At 45.0% G+C, this 18,983-nt stretch carries 16 protein-coding genes; 7 read left to right on the forward strand and 9 right to left on the reverse strand.

The window, feature by feature from the left end; translation table 11 throughout:
* Window positions 1–240: 240 nt before the first annotated feature.
* Window positions 241–4,236: a PKD domain-containing protein gene (locus ACHZCY_RS02340; RefSeq protein WP_319547699.1), complete on the reverse strand. Its 3,996-nt coding sequence runs from the start codon at window positions 4,234–4,236 to the stop codon at window positions 241–243.
* Window positions 4,237–4,378: 142 nt separating this feature from the next.
* On the opposite strand from ACHZCY_RS02340, the gene ACHZCY_RS02345 reads away from it, so the two are divergent.
* From ACHZCY_RS02345 to ACHZCY_RS02360, 4 genes are all read left to right on the forward strand, one after another.
* A complete protein-coding gene (locus ACHZCY_RS02345) occupies window positions 4,379–4,516 on the forward strand; it encodes a hypothetical protein (protein WP_319547700.1) in 138 nt (45 codons plus the stop codon).
* Window positions 4,517–5,124: 608 nt separating this feature from the next.
* Window positions 5,125–5,319: a hypothetical protein gene (locus ACHZCY_RS02350; protein ID WP_205223247.1), complete on the forward strand. Its 195-nt coding sequence runs from the start codon at window positions 5,125–5,127 to the stop codon at window positions 5,317–5,319.
* A 564-nt stretch (window positions 5,320–5,883) separates the two neighbouring features.
* Window positions 5,884–6,102, forward strand: coding sequence for a hypothetical protein (locus tag ACHZCY_RS02355; protein ID WP_319547701.1), 219 nt, complete (start codon window positions 5,884–5,886; stop codon window positions 6,100–6,102).
* 206 nt (window positions 6,103–6,308) lie between these two features.
* The gene (locus ACHZCY_RS02360) at window positions 6,309–7,103 is read left to right on the forward strand and encodes an alpha/beta hydrolase (protein WP_319547702.1); all 795 of its coding nucleotides are present in this window, start codon (window positions 6,309–6,311) and stop codon (window positions 7,101–7,103) included.
* A 121-nt stretch (window positions 7,104–7,224) separates the two neighbouring features.
* Here the strand turns inward: ACHZCY_RS02360 and ACHZCY_RS02365 are convergent, their stop codons facing one another.
* Window positions 7,225–7,893 (reverse strand): protein-L-isoaspartate(D-aspartate) O-methyltransferase, encoded by a 669-nt coding sequence (locus ACHZCY_RS02365; RefSeq protein WP_205221265.1) that lies wholly within the window; start codon window positions 7,891–7,893, stop codon window positions 7,225–7,227.
* Window positions 7,894–8,331: 438 nt separating this feature from the next.
* Between ACHZCY_RS02365 and trhA the strand changes: the two genes are divergently transcribed.
* Window positions 8,332–8,949: a PAQR family membrane homeostasis protein TrhA gene (gene trhA / locus ACHZCY_RS02370; RefSeq protein ID WP_205221266.1), complete on the forward strand. Its 618-nt coding sequence runs from the start codon at window positions 8,332–8,334 to the stop codon at window positions 8,947–8,949.
* A 128-nt stretch (window positions 8,950–9,077) separates the two neighbouring features.
* On the opposite strand, the gene ACHZCY_RS02375 is transcribed toward trhA, so the two are convergent.
* From ACHZCY_RS02375 to ACHZCY_RS02395, 5 genes are all read right to left on the reverse strand, one after another.
* Complete coding sequence (locus ACHZCY_RS02375) at window positions 9,078–9,284, reverse strand: hypothetical protein (RefSeq protein ID WP_205221267.1); 207 nt, start codon at window positions 9,282–9,284, stop codon at window positions 9,078–9,080.
* A gap of 66 nt (window positions 9,285–9,350) precedes the next feature.
* Window positions 9,351–9,518, reverse strand: coding sequence for a hypothetical protein (locus ACHZCY_RS02380; protein WP_205221268.1), 168 nt, complete (start codon window positions 9,516–9,518; stop codon window positions 9,351–9,353).
* A 177-nt stretch (window positions 9,519–9,695) separates the two neighbouring features.
* Window positions 9,696–9,848, reverse strand: coding sequence for a hypothetical protein (locus ACHZCY_RS02385; protein ID WP_319547703.1), 153 nt, complete (start codon window positions 9,846–9,848; stop codon window positions 9,696–9,698).
* Window positions 9,849–9,954: 106 nt separating this feature from the next.
* Window positions 9,955–11,427 carry an SDR family oxidoreductase gene (locus ACHZCY_RS02390; RefSeq protein WP_319547704.1) on the reverse strand — a complete coding sequence of 491 codons (1,473 nt, stop codon included), beginning with the start codon at window positions 11,425–11,427 and terminating at the stop codon, window positions 9,955–9,957.
* Entirely contained in the window at window positions 11,420–12,382 is a 963-nt protein-coding gene (locus ACHZCY_RS02395; RefSeq protein WP_319547705.1) for a YbgA family protein, read from the reverse strand. The genes ACHZCY_RS02390 and ACHZCY_RS02395 overlap by 8 nt, the downstream gene beginning before the upstream one ends.
* Window positions 12,383–12,782: 400 nt before the next feature.
* Between ACHZCY_RS02395 and ACHZCY_RS02400 the strand changes: the two genes are divergently transcribed.
* Both ACHZCY_RS02400 and ACHZCY_RS02405 read left to right on the forward strand, forming a co-directional pair.
* Window positions 12,783–14,039 carry a putative DNA modification/repair radical SAM protein gene (locus tag ACHZCY_RS02400; RefSeq protein WP_319547706.1) on the forward strand — a complete coding sequence of 419 codons (1,257 nt, stop codon included), beginning with the start codon at window positions 12,783–12,785 and terminating at the stop codon, window positions 14,037–14,039.
* Window position 14,040: 1 nt separating this feature from the next.
* Window positions 14,041–14,814 carry a TIGR03915 family putative DNA repair protein gene (locus tag ACHZCY_RS02405; protein WP_319547707.1) on the forward strand — a complete coding sequence of 258 codons (774 nt, stop codon included), beginning with the start codon at window positions 14,041–14,043 and terminating at the stop codon, window positions 14,812–14,814.
* Window positions 14,815–14,934: 120 nt separating this feature from the next.
* Here ACHZCY_RS02405 and ACHZCY_RS02410 read toward each other — a convergent pair whose 3' ends face one another.
* Window positions 14,935–15,513 (reverse strand): ferredoxin-thioredoxin reductase catalytic domain-containing protein, encoded by a 579-nt coding sequence (locus tag ACHZCY_RS02410; protein WP_319547708.1) that lies wholly within the window; start codon window positions 15,511–15,513, stop codon window positions 14,935–14,937.
* A gap of 228 nt (window positions 15,514–15,741) precedes the next feature.
* Window positions 15,742–18,945 (reverse strand): efflux RND transporter permease subunit, encoded by a 3,204-nt coding sequence (locus ACHZCY_RS02415; protein WP_319547709.1) that lies wholly within the window; start codon window positions 18,943–18,945, stop codon window positions 15,742–15,744.
* Window positions 18,946–18,983: the final 38 nt, after the last annotated feature.

The following is an 18,983-nucleotide window of genomic DNA, read 5'->3' on the forward strand; positions in this document are numbered from 1 at the left end:
CTCAAATGGCTACTAACTTTAGTCCGGATTTCGTTTGCCCCTTGCACAATGAAACCTGCTCTCACAAAAGCTACAGATTATAGAAATGTGGTACGCCGATGTCTGTACCATCACCGTCGCCACATGCACGTGAAGAATCAAATTATTATGGCCCTCTGATCAGGAAGTATCAAAATTCACTGCTGGCGGTCTCTCTTCAAAAACTTAATCAATTGCGAATCTACTCTCACTGGCGGTGTGTCAGGGAAGTAGATAAGGAAGCAGGTCGATGGGACATTGATTTCCACCTATAAATACAAGATCGTCAGCATTCCCACTCGTTACCTGGACATCAAAATAGACAGTGGCACCGGCTGGAACCTCGAAATCAATCCCGTCGTACCAGGGCTCCGACATTTGCATATCAAATATAATCTCTTGAGAGTCAGAGGTATCCAGATTGTCGTTGGGTTCCAAACTGACAGGCGTGACACTGTCAAAATCCATATCTGAAACTATGCTGCCAGTATATCTTTGCCACCCACTGAGTCCTGCTACAGCCCTCAAGTGCCAGACATTTCCTTCTTGCCACAGAAAAATGCCATCCTCTGCTGCTGGATCGTAACTTGGCTCTCCAAATGGATCACACGTATTCGACGATCCAACCGTTATATTCTGGTTGGCTGTGTCGGTGAAACCGTCATCATCGGTAACAGTAAGGATAACGTTGTAGATGCCAGGTGAGTTGTATGTATGGCTGGTTGTTACGCCGCTGCCTGTACCATCGCCAAAGTCCCATGCATACGATACGATCAAACCATCGTCGGATGACCCGGAAGCATCAAAGTTCACGTCCAGCGGCTCCTCACCAGACGTGGGGTCGGCTGTGAAACTGGCCACTGGCAGGGTGTTAGAGGCTGAGGGGAGTTGATAGGGGAGCTGAGCGATGGGACATTGATTCCCACCTATAAATACAAGATCGTCAGCATTCCCACTCGTTACCTGGACATCAACATAGACAGTGGCACCAGCTGGGACCTCGAAATCAATCCCGTCGTACCAGGGCTCCGACATTTGCATATCAAATATAATCTCTTGAGAGTCAGAGGTATCCAGATTGTCGTTGGGTTCCAAACTGACAGGCGTGACACTGTCAAAATCCATATCTGAAACTATGCTGCCAGTATATCTTTGCCACCCACTGAGTCCTGCTACAGCCCTCAAGTGCCAGACATTTCCTTCTTGCCACAGAAAAATGCCATCCTCTGCTGCTGGATCGTAACTCGGCTCTCCATACGGGTTGCACATGTTCGATGATCCAACCGTTATATTCTGGTTGGCTGTGTCGGTGAAACCGTCATCATCGGTAACAGTAAGGATAACGTTGTAGATGCCAGGTGAGTTGTATGTATGGCTGGTTGTTACGCCGCTGCCTGTACCATCGCCAAAGTCCCATGCATACGATACGATCAAACCATCGTCGGATGACCCGGAAGCATCAAAGTTCACGTCCAGCGGCTCCTCACCAGACGTGGGGTCGGCTGTGAAACTGGCCACTGGCAGGGTGTTAGAGGCTGAGGGGAGTTGATAGGGGAGCTGAGCGATGGGACATTGATTTCCACCTATAAATACAAGATTGTCAGCATTCCCACTCGTTACCTGGACATCAACATAGACAGTGGCACCGGCTGGGACCTCGAAATCAATCCCGTCATACCAGGGCTCCGACATTTGCATATCAAATATAATCTCTTGAGGGTCAGAGGTGTCCAGATTGTCGTTGGGTTCTAAATTGACAGGAGTGACACTGTCAAAATCCATATCTGAAACTATGCTGCCAGTATATCTTTGCCACCCACTGAGTCCTGCCACAGCCCTCAAGTGCCAGACATTTCCTTCTTGCCACAGAAAAATGCCATCCTCTGCTGCTGGATCGTAACTCGGTTCGCCATACGGGTTGCACGTGTTCGATGAACCAACTGTTATATTCTGGTTGGCCGTGTCGGTGAAACCATCATCATCTGTAACAGTAAGGGTGACGTTGTAGATACCAGGTAAGTTGTATGTATGGCTCGGTGTTATACCGCTGCCTGTGCCATCGCCAAAGTCCCATGCATACGATACGATCGAACCATCGTCATATGACCAGGAAGCATCAAAGTTCACGTCCAGCGGCTCCTCACCAGACGTAGGATCGGCTGTAAAACTGGCCACTGGCGGTTGAGAGCCACTCGAAGATTCCACAACCCGGAGGATTTGATCAGCTGAGATATTTTCCAGGACCTGCACAATCCCGCTTGGCCAATAAACTTCTAAGCGCTGTATGGTAATATTTTGGCCAAGACCGAAGTGGATGCGCGTGTGATTTTGTGAATCCCTGTGCATACCAGCATTTTGCTCACGCAACTGAGTCAGCCCCCCAGCGGTTACCAACACACTTGCACCAATGCCGTCTCTATTGGAAAGTGTGCCTTCCAAGTCAATTTCAATCCAGTGATTATTGTTTCCGTTATTTTTAAAAAGTTGAATAGGCCCCAAGTGATCAAAAGGCGGTGGATACCTCCCATTAGTGACGAACAAATCCAGAAAACCATCACGGTTATAGTCAGCAGTGACTACATGATCCCCAATTCCTAACGAGGTCCCAGCAGCTCCTCCTGCATCAAGGACTTCAGTGAAATAACCCGCTCCGTTATTCTCATAGAGAATATTAGGTGTGTTTTCAACGAGTAAAGCATTTACCACATAAATATCCTGATCCATATCATTATCAAAATCAGCGATAACAACGCTTCTTCCGGCTAAATGCTTGTTGATTCCGCTTTGTGAGGTTCTATTCTCCAGCTGTACTCCATTGTGGATATAGAGTGCGTCTACAGCCGGATCAAAGGTATTGAGATTCAAATGCGTCACATTAGTTATTTGACTCCCATCAGTTTGTGCGATGAATCTACATTGAAAGCTTTCGTCTGTAGGCACTGAAGATACGATTGTCCATTCATTTGTATTTCTATTAAAGCCGATATAAACGCCATCATCAACGCCCGGATTATAAGAGGGCATGCCAACCACCCTGTCATCGTTAGGCGATAGTTCCAGATATACCGGGATTCGAGGTGCGAATCCCCATATTCGAGGGTCATCGGGATCGAGGGTTACTTCAAAATTTGCAGCAAGAAGTCCTGAAGAACCAATACGTATGGGATGGTCTGCATAGCTAAGCCTTAATGAAAATAAAAGGGTCAGATTGCCAGTGGTTTGGAATGTTATTCCTTTCTGACACCCACATCGCTCGGTCATAATAGCTGCGGCTACCCTGGTTGATGTTACTTGTTCGACTTGATCTCCTCCACCACTTTTTGGGGTATAGAGATCTGGAAGCAGGTCACCGTTGACATCTGCAAAGGCTGCGTCCATACCATATCCAGTGTCCAGTGAAAATATTTGATCCCGAACGTTCGTAAAAGGTAAGGTTGTTATGTCGAAGACATGGGTAGGAAATGGTGCGGAATCATCAGTACTTATTACATCCAAAATACCATCACCCGTAATATCTGACATCACGGAATAGGTAACATTTTGTTCCTCAAATCCTACGAGGGAATTTACGTTTTCAAACCCGGTCGCGTTTTGTTGAAAAAAGGCAGCATACCCTTCGCCTCCCATTGAGTACCCATTTACAAAAATATCCAAAAAACCATCATTATCGAAATCAAGCCAAAGTGGCATACGCCCTCGATTTAAAATATATGAGATGCCGTATGCATCAGCACTTTCGTAAAGGCCTCCATTATCGTTTATGTAAAAATGGTTGTAGTGGTTCCAGGTACCGGCACTGATATATACATCCTGGTCTCCATCGTTGTCAAAATCTGCCCACCCGGCGCCATGAGTGTCACAAGGATATGCCGGTTTATCCCAAATACTATCGGGAAGCTGTTCAAATGTTCCATCCTGCTTATTCAGGTAGAGGCTTGGCACTTTTGATTCATGATTGGTAACAAAAATATCAGGCCAACCATCCCCATCATAGTCCGCCCATTGTGCGCCCCAAGTGGGGCCGGTATACGTTAGACCGGCTTCTTCTGTACTCTCTGTAAAGCTTATCTCAGCCCGTGCAAGAGTTGTTAGGGTTGCCGATACAATGAATATAAAAAAAACGATGAGAAACTGATTGTGGTTATAAACAGTATTCTTAAGAAATAAGAGCAAGGATGTATCAAACCTTTGTTGGAAATAACTTATTTTCGATATCATTGTTTTCTCCCCACTTATGACTACTGCTTTTTGCCTTAATTGTTGATAGTTAGGTTTAAATATTCACCAGGGAAAAGCGTACCTCGTCTGGTAAAATGTCATTATTTTAATTAAAAAAATCGTAAATATTGAGCAGTATCATATGGAGTCTGGGCTTCCCTCTGCGCACGATCAGGTAGAAGAACTTGTCAGTACTCTGGCTATCCAGCCTGTACGCATCTGGAGCACTGCAGATCAGACACAGCTCGAGGTTAAGACAAGGTTATTTGCTATTCGCTAAATGGATACAAGAAGTCAATACCCGGCAGCATGCTCTCTTCGGTTATTTTTAAGAGTATTCTTTTGCAAAACAGAATTGCAAATGTTGTTCCATTTAACCTAAACGGTTTCTCCTTTGATTTATGTATGCGACAGGAAGGATTATGAGCGTAATTGGTGAGGGAGGAAAGGGATATATTGGCGTTGCTGGTGCATATGAACCATAAATGGTGGTTCATATGCACCAGCAACCAGAGATAGCCTTTTTATCTGGAACGAAACCTGAACGTCCAGACGATAAAAGATGGCTCATTGCAAAGCTGGGATGAGTTTGATGCTCTGGAAGTTAGCTACTTCCTGGACACAAATTCCAAGGCATTTAGTCAATTTTATATCTCATTGGCTATAACAATAATAACCTTCTAGGCGCGGGGTAATGATAGAAAATAAGCGAAATACATTACTTGGCCAGAATGAATAAATATTGATGTGAGTAATGGAAATTTAATTACATCCACTGTGATATGTAAAGAGTTCGGCTTATCTGCCAACAAGATAAATTTTATCCTGACTGAAATTGGGTGGATTTACAAAGATATTAAAGGATGGTTGACAAGCCCTTAGGGTGTTATGCAGGGAGAAGAACAAGATGAAAATAAAAAGTCCGGTGTTTCATATGTCTGGTGGCCATCTTCAATAATTGAATCGAAGGTACTGCTGAACTTAATTAACCAGATAAAGGGCAATGTTGAATCAGTAGATTCAAAAGGGCTAAATTTTGAACGGGAGAGCCAGGGGTTTAGGGAAAAGTACATTGCCAAATGAAGATCAACAGATGGTCACTATGTGCGATCGAAAGCTGAAATCTTAATCGATAATTGGCTACAATAATATGGCTGAAATTGTACACGCCTATGAACGGAAGTTGCCTATAGATGTATATTCATATTTTTCCCTGCCTACTGGAAAAATGTATAGAATATTGGGGGATTGAAAATGACAAACGATATTTGGAAAGAAAGGCTATTAAGAAAGAAATATACAAAAAATATAGATTCAATCATTTTGATGAGTGTTGCGAAGTAGGTCAATTTTGCCTACCTCGGTTAATTATGTGATGATAGATTTTGAGAAAGTGCAACCAAAGAACCTTGAAATCCTAAAGGAGCATCCAGTTAAGTAATTGTCTTTGTCGGTTCAAATCAGACGAAAATCCCTCTTGAGTTTGCCACGGCTATGCAAAGCATGGGGGAAAATGTTTAATATATTCAACTAGCAGGAAATGGGCCCAATGCTTTAGATTTTCATATCATATCAAAAGATATTGGGTTCGATCCGCTCATTAAACATCTGAGAGGAAGAAAGTTCCGTGTTCTTAGAGAGAAAGACTTGGCAGAAATCCCAATTTTAAAAATATCGAATGCAACGAACGATGATGAAAGGAAAATTGCTATTGTTGAAAAATTATCTAGTAGGGGCCAATCTAAGCCTCGAAAGGTGAAGACGTTGAGCAATACGATTCATTCTTTGTTCACCCAAAAGTTAAAAGACGATGAATTAGCATCACTAATAGAAGTGATGAAAAAAAAATATATAATGGTAAATTAAGATCGGGTTTCTTGCAAGTTGCCGGTCAGCTTGTAATAGTGAGCTATAAATAAAGGTTAATAAGGATCAAACACTCCCATCCCGAGCAGTAAAAAAGGGGGCTTACAACTTATATTGTAAGCTCCCTTTTTTTGTATGTAAACAGGCTTATAATAGAATTGGGAAGGATCAAATCCCCGTATCCGCTGATTAATAGAGAGGTGTTTATGATGTGGAGAATATTGCTCTATGCTCTGATTGGGTATGTAACCGTGTTGGCGGTTGTTTTTCTCCTGCAGCGGAAGATGCTGTACCTCCCTAGTGATTATCGGCCTTCCGGCAATGAGCTTGGCCGGGACGGCCTGAGCTATTGGCCATCTCCTGATCAGTATCGTGGGTTTGTTGGTCAGTCTCGATCGGGAGAGGGTAAGGGAACCATTATTGTTTTTCATGGTAATGCCGGGACTGCCTACCATCGGAATTTTTACGTTAACGCATTATCGCAATACGGCATTCGGGTACTCCTGGCAGAATATCCAGGTTATGGGGGGAGAGTAGGGCAGCCCAGCGAAGATGTGCTTGTCAAGGATGCGATCACGACCATAGAACTCGCGTACCGACAATACGGGCAGCCCCTTTTTTTATGGGGTGAATCGCTTGGATGTGGAGTTGTCGCCGGTGCCGTCAGCAAAATACAAGTCCCCATACAGGGGGTAGTTCTTTTTTTGCCATGGGACACGCTACCGGACTTAGCACAAACCCATTACTGGTATTTTCCTGCCCGCTGGCTGGTGCATGATGCATATAACAATATTGAAAATTTGCGTCAATTTGAAGGTCGGATCGCTGTCGTGTTGGCGGAAAAAGATGAAGTAGTCCCTGTCCAGCATGGCATGAGACTGTATGAGTCGATTAACACGGACAAAAAACTATGGGTGTTTAAACAAACGACGCATAATGAAGTGCCTGTCCATGCCGGATTGCCATGGTGGCAAGAGGTGGTAGCCTATATAACAAAATAGTGAGGGGACTTTGCAATTAGAGGGGCGGTAGGTCGAATTCTTCAGTCGTGGCCAGTAATCTCATGCGGTCTTCCCTGAAGGGCGATTGAGGTTACGCTAACAAGCAGGCCTGTTTTCCTGTTCAAAGTCGTTCCACTGCACCGGTAAGCGGCACAAAGGCCACCGGAAGGATTTCATGGGTCGTGAATGCATCCTCATTGTTTTTCATTAAGAGTAGTAGTTGCTGAGGCATGTAGGGATGCCCGACCGGGATGACCAACCTTCCGCCCGGTTTGAGCTGCTCTTTGAGCGGAGGCGGGATGCGGTCGGCTGCGGCCGTGACAATGATGGAGTCAAACTGGGCCTGTTCAGGGAAACCCTGGTAACCGTCACCCTGGTGAACAGCAACATTATCATATCCCAGTCGTGCTAACCGTTCCGCTGCTTCAGCAGCAAGCGAGGGAATGATTTCGATGGTATATAGTTGTTTTACCAGTAGGGAAAGGACTGCCGCCTGGTAACCTGATCCTGCGCCGATTTCTAAAATCTTATGGTCCTTTTCCGGATGCAGCAAATCGGTCATCAGAGCAACTATGAATGGTTGTGAGATAGTCTGCGCTTTCCCTATGGGTAGTGGTGTGTTGTCATAGGCTGCGGCCCGCATGGAGGGAGGAACAAATTGTTCTCTGGGTACCTGCCGCATGGCTTCGATAACTCGAGGACGTATTTCTGACTGTCCGGTGAATTGTTTGGTTAACCGGCACTCTGCAGCAATGGTTCGCAGCATCTGCTCAACAGGATGTTCAGCCATTCTGATCTCCTCCTTGTCTTATAAAGATAATCATAATCTAGACAGGTTCTGCACATTTTTTGAAATAGAGATACTTGACGCGGTATAATGGTGGCTTGGTTACACTGTTCAGCCCTTTATCTCATTATAATAGGGTATTGAATCTGGTTGTGTCGCTCAATAATCAACCGGGAGGAGACATGTGGTGACCGCCCTTTTTAACTGGTATAATCGTAAATGATCAGCAGCACCCCAGCTCGCCACGATCTGCCCAACCGGCATACAGATGTATCGAAGTCGGGGCTTACCTGCTAAATGGTTTAGCTTGTGAACATTTGGAGCACTGCTGAACAATCACAGTTCGGGATGGATTGACAGTTTTTAGATCTTCGCTGAAAGCAACCTATAATCCACCTTTTGGGTCCAAGTGCATCACGATACTCAACAACAGGCAGCAGCATGTATAAAGGCGAAAAATTTAATTCTATTTCCCATCTGGCAGGTTCGATTGCGGCCATTATAGGTCTTGTGGTGTTGATTGTTACTACTGGTCGACAGGGGGAGGTGCTGCCAATTGTCAGCGTCACTATTTATGGCATCACCCTTGTTTTGCTCTATGTATTCTCAACCCTCAATCACAGCCTTCGAGGAAAGGCGAAATATATCTTTCAAAAATTAGATTTTCTTGCAATTTACCTCCTTATTGCGGGCACGTATACACCTTTTGCCTTAATTACTTTGCGGGGGGGATTAGGTTGGACCATTTTTGGTCTTGTGTGGGGGCTTGCAATCCTTGGGATAATATTGGAATTATTCCATCATGCAAAAAATAGAAGCAGATCAATAATTATTTACCTGGTTATGGGGTGGGTAATTTTATTAGCCATCAAACCATTAGTATATACAATCGGCATTAGCGGCTTTTGTTGGCTATTATTGGGAGGCCTGTTCTATACCTGTGGGGTCTTTTTTTATGTCAACGAAGATCGAGTCAAACACTTCCATGGCATCTGGCATCTATGCGTTTTAGCAGGTAGCACCACGCAGTACTTTACCGTTTTTTACTATGTATTGTAGCTTTTCATAACCTTGGATAGAGAGCCTGAGTCCACTCAATCGGTCATCTTATTGTTGAACCGCAAAAAGCCTTTTTACAAATTCTGTGAAAAGGCTTTTTGTTTATGAATTATACGCCGGAGGAATATTTACCAGCGTTCTGTACCAACTATCTGACTCACATCCATACATTTTGCTTTTTCTTCTTCAGTGAGTTCTTCTTTGGTTTTGATTCCTTTTACATCTTTGACATAACAGGCATACTCTTTCCCGTCTTTGTCTCTTACCCAGATCATTGATTCGTATCCACCGCCATCACTTTTCATGTTTTGATAGTTTTCATTGGTTTCGGACATTATATTCACCTTTGGTATAGGTTTTAAATGGTGGACCTGTTGGCGTCTGATTGGTAGCAGAAGTGTTTACCAGCGTTCAGTGCCAATAATCTGATTGACATCCATACAATGCTCTTGTTCTTGCTTGGTGAGCTCTTCTCGATCATTAAGGTTTCCGTTAAGTCCATCTACTGAGCAGACATATTCTTTTCCGTTTTTATCTTTGATCCAAGCGAGTGATTCGTATCCGGACATGATGTCCTCCGTTGATGTAAGGTTTAAGGCTTAGTATATCTCCTTTCTTGCTTTACAAAATAAACATCAATGACTGGAAATCAATAAGGTGGAAAAGGGGGTTTACTGGTAGCAGAAACTATTAATTGTGCTTTTTTGACACAGCTCCTGTTCAAATTCATTGACATTATTTGGCAGTCAGTTGGTGTCCGCCATGCGGCCGAGAATATTGTAACAACAAGCATTGATGACCAGCGTTTTGAAAAATACGGCCAGTGGCGTATCCTTCGCTTGCGCTCTGTGTGTTTCTCCGGGCAAAAGAGAAAAAACGCTTGTTTTGTAACGTAGCACAGCTCGCATCCTACAACATGCTGTTGACGATAAACAAATTCCTCTGGCTAGCCGGGAGAGTGCATTATGATACGGAAGTAGAAAATTTTGAATTTCGCCACTCGGATCACTTATACATTATTTTATCATCCTCTTCTCGGGCTGCTTTTACAATGGTTTTTGCAAGATCTGTAAACACAAAATAATGAATCGGCAGAATAGCATACCAGTAGAGTCTGCCAAGAAGCCCCCGAGGGATAAAGTGGGCTGTTTGCACGAGCTGCTCAGGTTGAACGTCAAATTCTAGCCATGCCTGACCTGGTAATTTCATCTGCGCGTACAACAGCAGCCGTTTTCCTGGTTTAATATCTGCAACCTTCCAGAAATCAAGCGCATCGCCAACCCGTAATTCTTTATCCTGGCGACGCCCTCTATTCAGTCCGTAGCCACCGATAAGTTTGTCCATCAATCCGCGAAGGCGCCAGAGGATATCGTATCGGAACCATCCATTTGGTCCGCCGATAGAGCATGCTGCTTGAAAAACCGATACCTGCTTTTCCCCATGTTGATAGCCAACAACACGTATGTCGCGTAAAATAGCCCCGGTTGGGTCATCAAAATCTTTAATATCACATGCTTTTTGGCCACTGCTGTCGCACCAGCGACTGATAACATAATTCTGCTCAAGTTCATCCATTGCGCGACGAACCGTTTCGCGAAAAGGAAGAGGGTGTATATCGCTGTAATATCGTGCTGCATTGTCATTTTGGAGGATGGTCTCACTTTTTAGCCCTTCAACCAGGGCTGCAGCCAGTTTGTATGGGATGGGTGTAAAAAGAATTAACCAGTAGGAAGATAACCGAGGAGAGAGCACCGGAACAGGGATAAGTTTTCTCTTTAGTCCCATTGTTGCTGCAGCCTGCTGCATCATTTGTTGAAAACTGAGCTGTTCTGAACCAATATCAACCACAAGGTCATCAGGATGTGTCAGCGAGATAGACGATTCCAGATAGGCTAGGACATCGTCTACACCAATGGGTTGGGTTTGGGTTCTTACCCACAGCGGGGTTATCATCAACGGCAGTTTCTGCGTTAAATTGCGGATAATTTCAAAACTGGCACTGCCTGAGCCAATGATAACACCTGCCCGCAGCCAGATGGTTTGGATACACTCCGGACGTGCGCTGAGGATTTCTCCGGTTTCGATACGACTGAGCAGGTGTTTGCTGGCATTTTGTTTAACCCCCAGGCCGCCCAAGTAGACGACCCTCCTTACTCCTGCTTCTATACATGCGTCGCGGAAATTTTCAGCACTTAAACGGTCAAGCTGCTGATAATCCTTGTCTGAGCCCATGGAGTGGATCAGGTAAAATGCAGTGTCAACTCCCTGCAGACTTTTTACCAGCAGGTCTTTTTCAAAGGTGCTTCCCTCCCAGACGTCGACCTGATCGGCAATGGATTGTTGGACTTTGGCGCGATTCCGTACCAAAATGCGTATATCATAATGTGCAGAAGCGAGCAGCAGCCTGGTGAGTCTTCTACCGATATACCCGGTGGCACCAGATATAAATATTTTTTTTGCGGGCGTAGTCTCAGGCATGGTTACGGAGTCTCAGCTCAATAGGATGAGGTTTTAGGTAGTATTGCTGTTGTAAATACTGTTCATCGTATTTCCTTACGTAGTGGTTCAGCAGGGTTATCGGTACAATGAGGGGCACATGGTGTTCCTTGAAATTGTCAATGACCTCAAGAAGCTCCTGTTTTTCATCTTTAGAAAGCAGTTTTTTAAAGTGTCCCATTATGTGCAAGAGGACGTTCACATGCTTTTTGACCGTTGGCTTGAGCTTCATTGCCGCCATAAGGGAGGTTTGGTAAGCGGCAAGCAGGGAATCAGAATCAAGGCTACCTGCCTGAGCGACCACATGCCCGAGTTCTCGATAATGCTTTTCACTGTGTGCGCGGAGAAGCATTTTATGGTGCGTGTGAAAGTTGACGAGATTACCAGGGGTGGGGTCGGCAAGGGTATCGCGCCATCGTCGGTAGACAAAAACTGATTCTATGAAATTTTCACGGAGGATCATGTCATGGAGGCGACCTTCTTCCTCAACTGGCAGTAGAGGAAAATGGTCCATAAAGGCTCTGGCAAACATCCCAACGCCTACATTTTGAGGGCTGTTGTTTTTCCCATATACCTTAACCCGCTCCATCCCTGAAGAGGGCGATTTACTCTTAAAGATAAATCCGCAGAGGCCCTCTTTTTCCAGCTCTCGAACACGTTTTGCAGCCCATTTCAGCATTCTTTCTGTATGGTCAACTCCGGTTTTACTGGTCAGCAGACGAGGGGCTTCCGGATTACCGACAAGGCGCATAGATTCACGGGGGACCGGCAATCCGCATTCTACTTCCGGACAAACAGGGACAAAGTCAAAATAGTTGGACAGGGTGTCCGTTATGTATCGGTCCCGTTGATGACCACCATTATAACGAACTTCGTTGCCCAGAAGGCAGGAACTGATCCCAATCCGTATTTTTTCTTGCTCATTTGTCATCATCATTTTCTCCTTTGCTATGAAAACTCTCGATATCATACAGTAAACCACGAAAGAGGAAGAAACAAGAATTCCATTAACGAATACTGATTAACGTAAAAGGAAAAAAATGGGATATCGAAAATGTTTACTTCGAGATTTGTCGCCATTGTTGTGGGCAATGGATAAAAACAAGAGAATGAGCAAACTACGGGGCCCTTCCTTCAGATGTGAAAATTATTCACAACCATTTTATATCCGAATGTGGCGGTTCGGGTGTATATTGTAATAAAAAAGAGATGCCGGTGGAAAAAATGAGGGTTTGTCACTCCATGATATACCATGTATGGCAAAATAGACTGCACTGTGAGCAAGATTTGAATATCCACACCAACACTGCCAGTGTTACACACTGAAAAAATGGTGCATGAAGATAGCAGATAAAATACAAATTTTGGCAGATGCCGCAAAGTATGATGCATCATGCTCCTCAAGCGGGAGCAGCAGAACATCTGCGCCTGATGGAACCGGTAATGCGGCCATGAGCGGTATCTGCCATAGCTGGTCTGCAGATGGCAGGTGTATATCGTTGCTCAAAATTTTGATGTCCAATGCATGTGTATACGATTGCGGTTATTGCATTAACCGTCGATCCAACAATCTGGCCCGCGCCACATTTACCCCAGAAGAAATTGCTGATCTCACCATCAATTTTTATTTGCGCAACTATATTGAAGGGCTTTTTTTAAGCTCGGCAGTTTATGCGTCTCCGGATAAAACCATGGCGGATATGGTTGAGGTCTGCCGACTTTTACGTCAAAAGTATCGATTTAACGGCTATATTCATCTTAAAGTTATCCCAGGAGCTGCCAACGATTTGGTGCATCAGGCGGGTTTTCTAGCTGATAGGATGAGCGTCAACATAGAATTACCCTCAGAGGCATCACTCAAACGGCTTGCTCCTCAAAAGTCGAAACAGGGTATACTTGCCCCGATGAAGCAGATCGGCGAGAATTTTAACGGTTTTAAGCTTGAACGGAAAAAGACGAGAAATGCTCCACATTTCTGTCCGGCAGGACAAACTACCCAGATGATAGTCGGAGCATCAGCAGAGAGTGATTTGCAGATCCTTAATTTGACCGAAAATCTCTACAATAAAATGAGTTTAAAGCGAGTCTACTATTCAGCCTACATTGCTGTAAATGACGGCCCTTTGCTTCCTGCTGTATCAACAGCGCCTCCTCTTGTGCGGGAACATCGCCTTTATCAGGCTGACTGGCTACTCAGGTTCTATAAATTTCAAGCGCACGAGATTCTCTCCCCAGCCTTTCCCAATCTTGATGAGCGACTAGATCCAAAAGCGGCTTGGGCTCTGCGTAATTTTGACCTCTTTCCCATTGATATTAACCGTGCAAGTTATGAAGAGTTGCTTCGCGTTCCAGGTATCGGAATTACGTCAGCGAGACGTATTATCAAGACTCGCAGGGTCGCTGCCATTCGCGAACAAGACCTGAAGAAGATTGGCATGGTTTTTAAAAGGGCCAGATTCTTTATTACTTTAAATGGCAAGTACCTTGGAGATGCTGGTTTATCCCATCAACATATCGTTAGTGCAATGTGCAAGGCTGAGCCACCCAGCTCAAAGAAGTTGCAGTACAACAGTCGCCAGCTACGGCTCTTTTGAAATGAATCCGGTCGTTTACCTGCACGATGGCTCCTTTGAAGGGCTGTTGCACGCTGTTTCGGCAGCAGTAAAATCACAACAAAAAATTCACGGAATCTATGCTGAGCAATGCTATTCGCCACAGATTTTTGACTCACTCGTTCAAATACAGACTGACAGCCAGCAAGCCCTTCGACTTTTTGAATATTTAAAAAATCTTAAAGGAGCCGCAGCCCGTTTTGCGGTGAACGGTTTTTTGAGCGATGACCGTAAGGTTGGGTTCCACCTTTACCAAATGGTTCGGGAGTGTCTGGTACATGGGGCTAAAGCTACACGGCTCTACACCCATGATTCAATCAGGTACCTTGATAATCTGTCCCATAAAGTTAATGTTGAAGCCCATAGATTTACAGGCCTTATTCGTTTTCGAATACTTGAAGACGGCCTGCAATATGCTCCGTTTGCACCTGATTGCATGGTAATTGGCCACTGTGCTCTCCATTTTAAACAGCGGCTGAAAAATAGACGGTGGATTCTTCATGACATCCGCCGTAATCACGCCATGTATTGGGATGGTAATGTATTGCAATCAATTGATATTGACGATGACTTCACCAATCATGTACGACAACATGGGGAAATTCCGGAATCAAGATTGAGCGTAGAAGAACGACATTATCAGCAGCTTTGGAAAGTTTTCCATACAGCCATTGCAAATAAGGACAGAAATAACCTAGATCTCCAGCGGCAGTTTATGCCCAGGCGTTACTGGAAGTATCTTGTCGAGATGAGATAGTCCCACAACAACGTACGCGCAATGCGGTCAGCAGAAGGAACCGCTTGTAGCTGCTTTTTGTCTGATTGGTATTGCTAAGAAAGACCTTAGTCAACGCGAATTGTTCTTGGCCCGACAACTTTAATTCCCGGTACTTCGACGCTCAGGTACAGGTTGCTGTGGTATTTTTTTGCTGTTCCATTCTTCAGAGACATAGAGTGCACAATAACAGGCGCCGAACTCCTTAACATCCGGCTTACGGTATGCACATGGACAGATGATATCCCGGTCAGTTTCCCTGTTGCCTGATGCCAACCTGCAGGGACAAGACATATACCCATACCGATCTTTGTTGGTTAAAAGGCCTCTAAGGAGGTCAAAGGTTCGCTCTTTATCCTGATTAAAATAATATCCTTTGGGTTCATTGATCTTTTGTAATTGTTCGTAAAGAAGGTCTACCTCGGTACGGATACCGATGGTTTCTTTGATCTCCTGGATTTTGTACCCGGTTATAACTGTTTCTCCGATCAAGATGGTGGGAAAAGAACATTGTGGGTTGATCGATCGCAATTCATCGAGCAGATTTTGTTGAGCCTCGCCATCAAGCAGATCCGCATCCACAAATTCATGAGCAACCTCAAGAGACTCAAGCATTTTTTTTATAGCAGCACAGTAGCTGCATGTTGTCAAGCTGTAGAGTTTAATTTTCTTTTCCTGCATAATTGTGCCTCAGTTGAATTGTTTACGGGTAACTGCTCACTGGCACCCCAGGGAGTCTCCCGTTGGTCGCGTACCTCTTTTGACGGTCACTATCCTCCCGTATTGGGCGGCTACCGGAGTCTTCGTTTACCTGCGAAAAAACGCGCCTGTCAAAATATGAAGCTCCTGGGAGATTTTACAAGTTTTGATAAAATAAATCAAATAGTTACCAACCCGTAATGGTTACGTTTACGGTTGACTTTGTTTGTGCGCATTTGTGGGGAGTTTTCCGAAATATGAGTGATCCTGTAAGCCGGCCACTATATCCCATTGCACGGGTATGATTATAATCGTCAGGACTGTTGCTGTACAGAGCCCTGTAACAAATGTCATGGCCATGCTTCCCCATACATTTGAATATTCCGGTATACCCAAGGCCATTGGCAAGAGTCCCAACGTGGTGGTTAATGTTGTGAGGAGAATCGGGCGAAGGCGAGTATTGGTAGCCAATAAAAGCGCCTGGCGCCTTTTGCGACTTTTTGCATAACAGGAATTAAGGAAGGCCACCAAGACAAGAGAGTCGTTCACCACCACACCGGTCACGCCTATGATAGCCACAAAGCTGTTAATGGTAAAGAGGGTGCGGGATAAAAAAGTACCAAAAATTACCCCTGTGAGGGCAAAGATAACGGCAGAAATAATAATCAACGGCTGCAGATATGATCTGAATTGTGCTGCTAGAATCAGATAAATAAGCAGGGTGGCGACAACAAAAGCAATAGACAGGGAGAGAAAAGATTTTTGAGTCGATTCGTGCTCTCCAGCAAAAATGAGTGTAGCACCGGGGTATTGGTGACGAATGGTATTGTAATATTCTTGGGTTTGATTGACCACCATAGCCGGAGAGTAGGGCGCAGCCGGTTGAATATTAGCAGTCAGGGTTATGGCACGTTGTTGCTGGAACCGATTAAGAATCCCCGGTTCCAGGGTGTATTCAAATGAACAGAGATCGCGCAACCTGATAGAACCGCTGGGGTGGTCAATAACGGGTATGTCCAAGATGTTAGCCAGTTCAACTGTTTTCGGTTGAGCAACTTTGACCAGCACATCAACCTGTTCTTCAGGTAGTTTCATGGTGCCGACAATTTGCCCGTTGACAATGGTCGCAGCAAGACGGGCAATTTTAGTGTGGTCCAGGCCCAGCTCCGCAGCTTTTTCACGGCGTACCTGTATTCGGAAAATTTTATTACTTTTCCCCTGGTCATTTTTCAAATCCATGAGCCAGGGAGCGACGCTCTTCTCGCTCTTCAGGTAGGAGTTAATACGCTGCGCAAGCAGCGAAACATTCTGGTCATTGGTGCCGAGGATGCGGATGCTGATGTCTTTGCCGGTTGGTGGACCGTCTTTTTCAGGACGGACGACCATGGTGAAATGTTCTGGTATGTGGGGACGGAGCATGTCTCTGATGTATTGCAGGTGAGCAATAACGTCATTTTCCGGGAAATCCGCAAATTTTCTTTGCCCTGATGACGGCAAGGTCACTGCAACATGGCCCAGCGTACTTCCGTACTGTGGGGTGAAATCGTCATCGATATAGTAGCCGGCAAACCCTAGAGCAGACTCTGTCATGCCGCGGCCTTCATCGTGGAGTATTTTGGCGATTTTTTTGAGGAGTTTGTTGGTTTCAAAAATCGGGGTTCCGGAAGGTCCAAAAAGTTCGACGTAGTAGAGGGAATAGTTGTCAGGGAAGAACTGGATACGAACAAGATTCGATTTACCTTGAAAAGAGAGCGCGAAAATAGTCACTGCAGCCACAAAAAAGAGAAGCAGCAGGCATTGTGAGGTGAAACGAAAGCGAAGCGCCAGGAGAATGAGTCTGTTGAGCAGGGAGCGGGTTGCGCGCATTATCGGTCCCTCAGAACTTTTCCATGGTGATTCGATATGGTCTTGGTTGGCCGTTTTCTCAGTTGGGGTTCGATGGCCGAATTCAAGGTAATGGCAGGGAAGAATAATCAGGCATTCGAGCAGGGACGCGAGCAATGCAAAAACAATGGTCTTGGGGATGATCGCAAAAAAATCGCCGACCATGCCGGTCATTAACAGCATAGGTAAAAAAGCGGCAACCGTTGTCAGCGTTGCAGAGACCACAGGTAAAAAAACCTCAGAGGTTCCTTTGATGATGGCATCATTTACAGACCGGCCCATCTGAATATGACGATAAATATTTTCAACAACCACTATTGCATCATCAACGATAATTCCAGAAACCAGTACAAAGGCAAAAAGAGAAACCTCGTTTACTGAGTTTCCTGTAATGGCCATGAAAATCAGGGTAACAAGGAACGCGAAAGGGATACCTATGGTTGTTAGCGCAGCATTACGAAATCCCATAAATATCCAGATCATAGCGCAGACCAAAACCGTACCAACCAACAGGTTCACTCCCAATACGCGCATGGAATCTTTTATTCGGGTGCTTGAGTCCTGGGTAACGGTAAGGGTAACCTCCTCTGTTGCATACAACGGCTGGAGCTGCTTTATCACCTTTTTTACTTGCTTGGCAATCTGCAGCGCATTGCCGTTATCACTTTTTAGGACCTGCAGCGTCACGCATTCTTCCCCATTGGTTGACGCCAGTATATAGGGCTCCCGGGAGGTGAGAAATGCATCCTCTATAATATCGCCGATACGTATGAAAGAGCCGTCTGCATCAGTTCGAACAATTGTGTCAATAACATGGCTTCTGGTTTTAAACTGTTCGTCAACCCGGATGGTAAATTCCCCACCGCCTGTGAGTACGTGACCAGCGGGAATAGAGACATTAGCCAGGCCCAGGGCACTGGTAACCTCTGCAAAGGTAATTCCGTATCGATTGAGCTTGTCGGCATCAAGGAGAATATGAAACTCTCTTGTGTATGCTCCCTGCAGCTTGACTTTGCTGACGCCTGGAATAAGGGAAAGAGGAATTTTAATTTCTTCTGCAACCAGCTTGAGGGTCGCGTTTGTGTGCAGTCCGGATATGTTGACACTGACGGTAGGAAACCAATCGCCTACATCAAGGAAGTTAAATACCGGAGGGTCTGCCAGTTCGGGGAGTTTTTTTGCGGTTGCCAGGACTTTGATACGTACGTCATCAAAGCGTTTGAGATAATCACTGTCATCAGTAAATTTAATAACAATGTTTGAGCGCTCCCGATAGCTTCCCGATCGGATATATTCGATATCTTCAAGATCTTGCAGGGCTGTTTCTATTTCTTTGGTAATGAGCGTCTCTACTTCTTCCGGAGAACCACCGGGAAAGAAGGTGTTGATATACATTTTACCAAAATGGATGTTGGGATAACGGTCGACCGGTACTTTGAGCAGTGTAAGTGCACCAACGACAATAAGCAGAACAAACAGCAGGTTGACAACGACTTTCTGTTTTAGGGTAAACCGGATAAAGTTATCCATGCTTGTTTTACCTTTGGCATCTGAAAAAATACAGGTAT

Source organism: Desulfogranum marinum, from assembly GCF_963675105.2.
Classification (GTDB): Bacteria; Desulfobacterota; Desulfobulbia; order Desulfobulbales; family Desulfobulbaceae; genus Desulfogranum; species Desulfogranum marinum.

Coding starts and splice junctions, on each gene's coding strand:
- ACHZCY_RS02340 (WP_319547699.1), bottom strand. CDS start 4,236: ATGATATCGAAAATAAGTTATTTCCAACAAAGGTTTGATACATCCTTG.
- ACHZCY_RS02345 (WP_319547700.1), top strand. CDS start 4,379: ATGGAGTCTGGGCTTCCCTCTGCGCACGATCAGGTAGAAGAACTTGTC.
- ACHZCY_RS02350 (WP_205223247.1), top strand. CDS start 5,125: ATGCAGGGAGAAGAACAAGATGAAAATAAAAAGTCCGGTGTTTCATAT.
- ACHZCY_RS02360 (WP_319547702.1), top strand. CDS start 6,309: ATGATGTGGAGAATATTGCTCTATGCTCTGATTGGGTATGTAACCGTG.
- ACHZCY_RS02365 (WP_205221265.1), bottom strand. CDS start 7,893: ATGGCTGAACATCCTGTTGAGCAGATGCTGCGAACCATTGCTGCAGAG.
- trhA (WP_205221266.1), top strand. CDS start 8,332: ATGTATAAAGGCGAAAAATTTAATTCTATTTCCCATCTGGCAGGTTCG.
- ACHZCY_RS02375 (WP_205221267.1), bottom strand. CDS start 9,284: ATGTCCGAAACCAATGAAAACTATCAAAACATGAAAAGTGATGGCGGT.
- ACHZCY_RS02380 (WP_205221268.1), bottom strand. CDS start 9,518: ATGTCCGGATACGAATCACTCGCTTGGATCAAAGATAAAAACGGAAAA.
- ACHZCY_RS02390 (WP_319547704.1), bottom strand. CDS start 11,427: ATGCCTGAGACTACGCCCGCAAAAAAAATATTTATATCTGGTGCCACC.
- ACHZCY_RS02395 (WP_319547705.1), bottom strand. CDS start 12,382: ATGATGATGACAAATGAGCAAGAAAAAATACGGATTGGGATCAGTTCC.
- ACHZCY_RS02400 (WP_319547706.1), top strand. CDS start 12,783: ATGAAGATAGCAGATAAAATACAAATTTTGGCAGATGCCGCAAAGTAT.
- ACHZCY_RS02405 (WP_319547707.1), top strand. CDS start 14,041: ATGAATCCGGTCGTTTACCTGCACGATGGCTCCTTTGAAGGGCTGTTG.
- ACHZCY_RS02410 (WP_319547708.1), bottom strand. CDS start 15,513: ATGCAGGAAAAGAAAATTAAACTCTACAGCTTGACAACATGCAGCTAC.
- ACHZCY_RS02415 (WP_319547709.1), bottom strand. CDS start 18,945: ATGGATAACTTTATCCGGTTTACCCTAAAACAGAAAGTCGTTGTCAAC.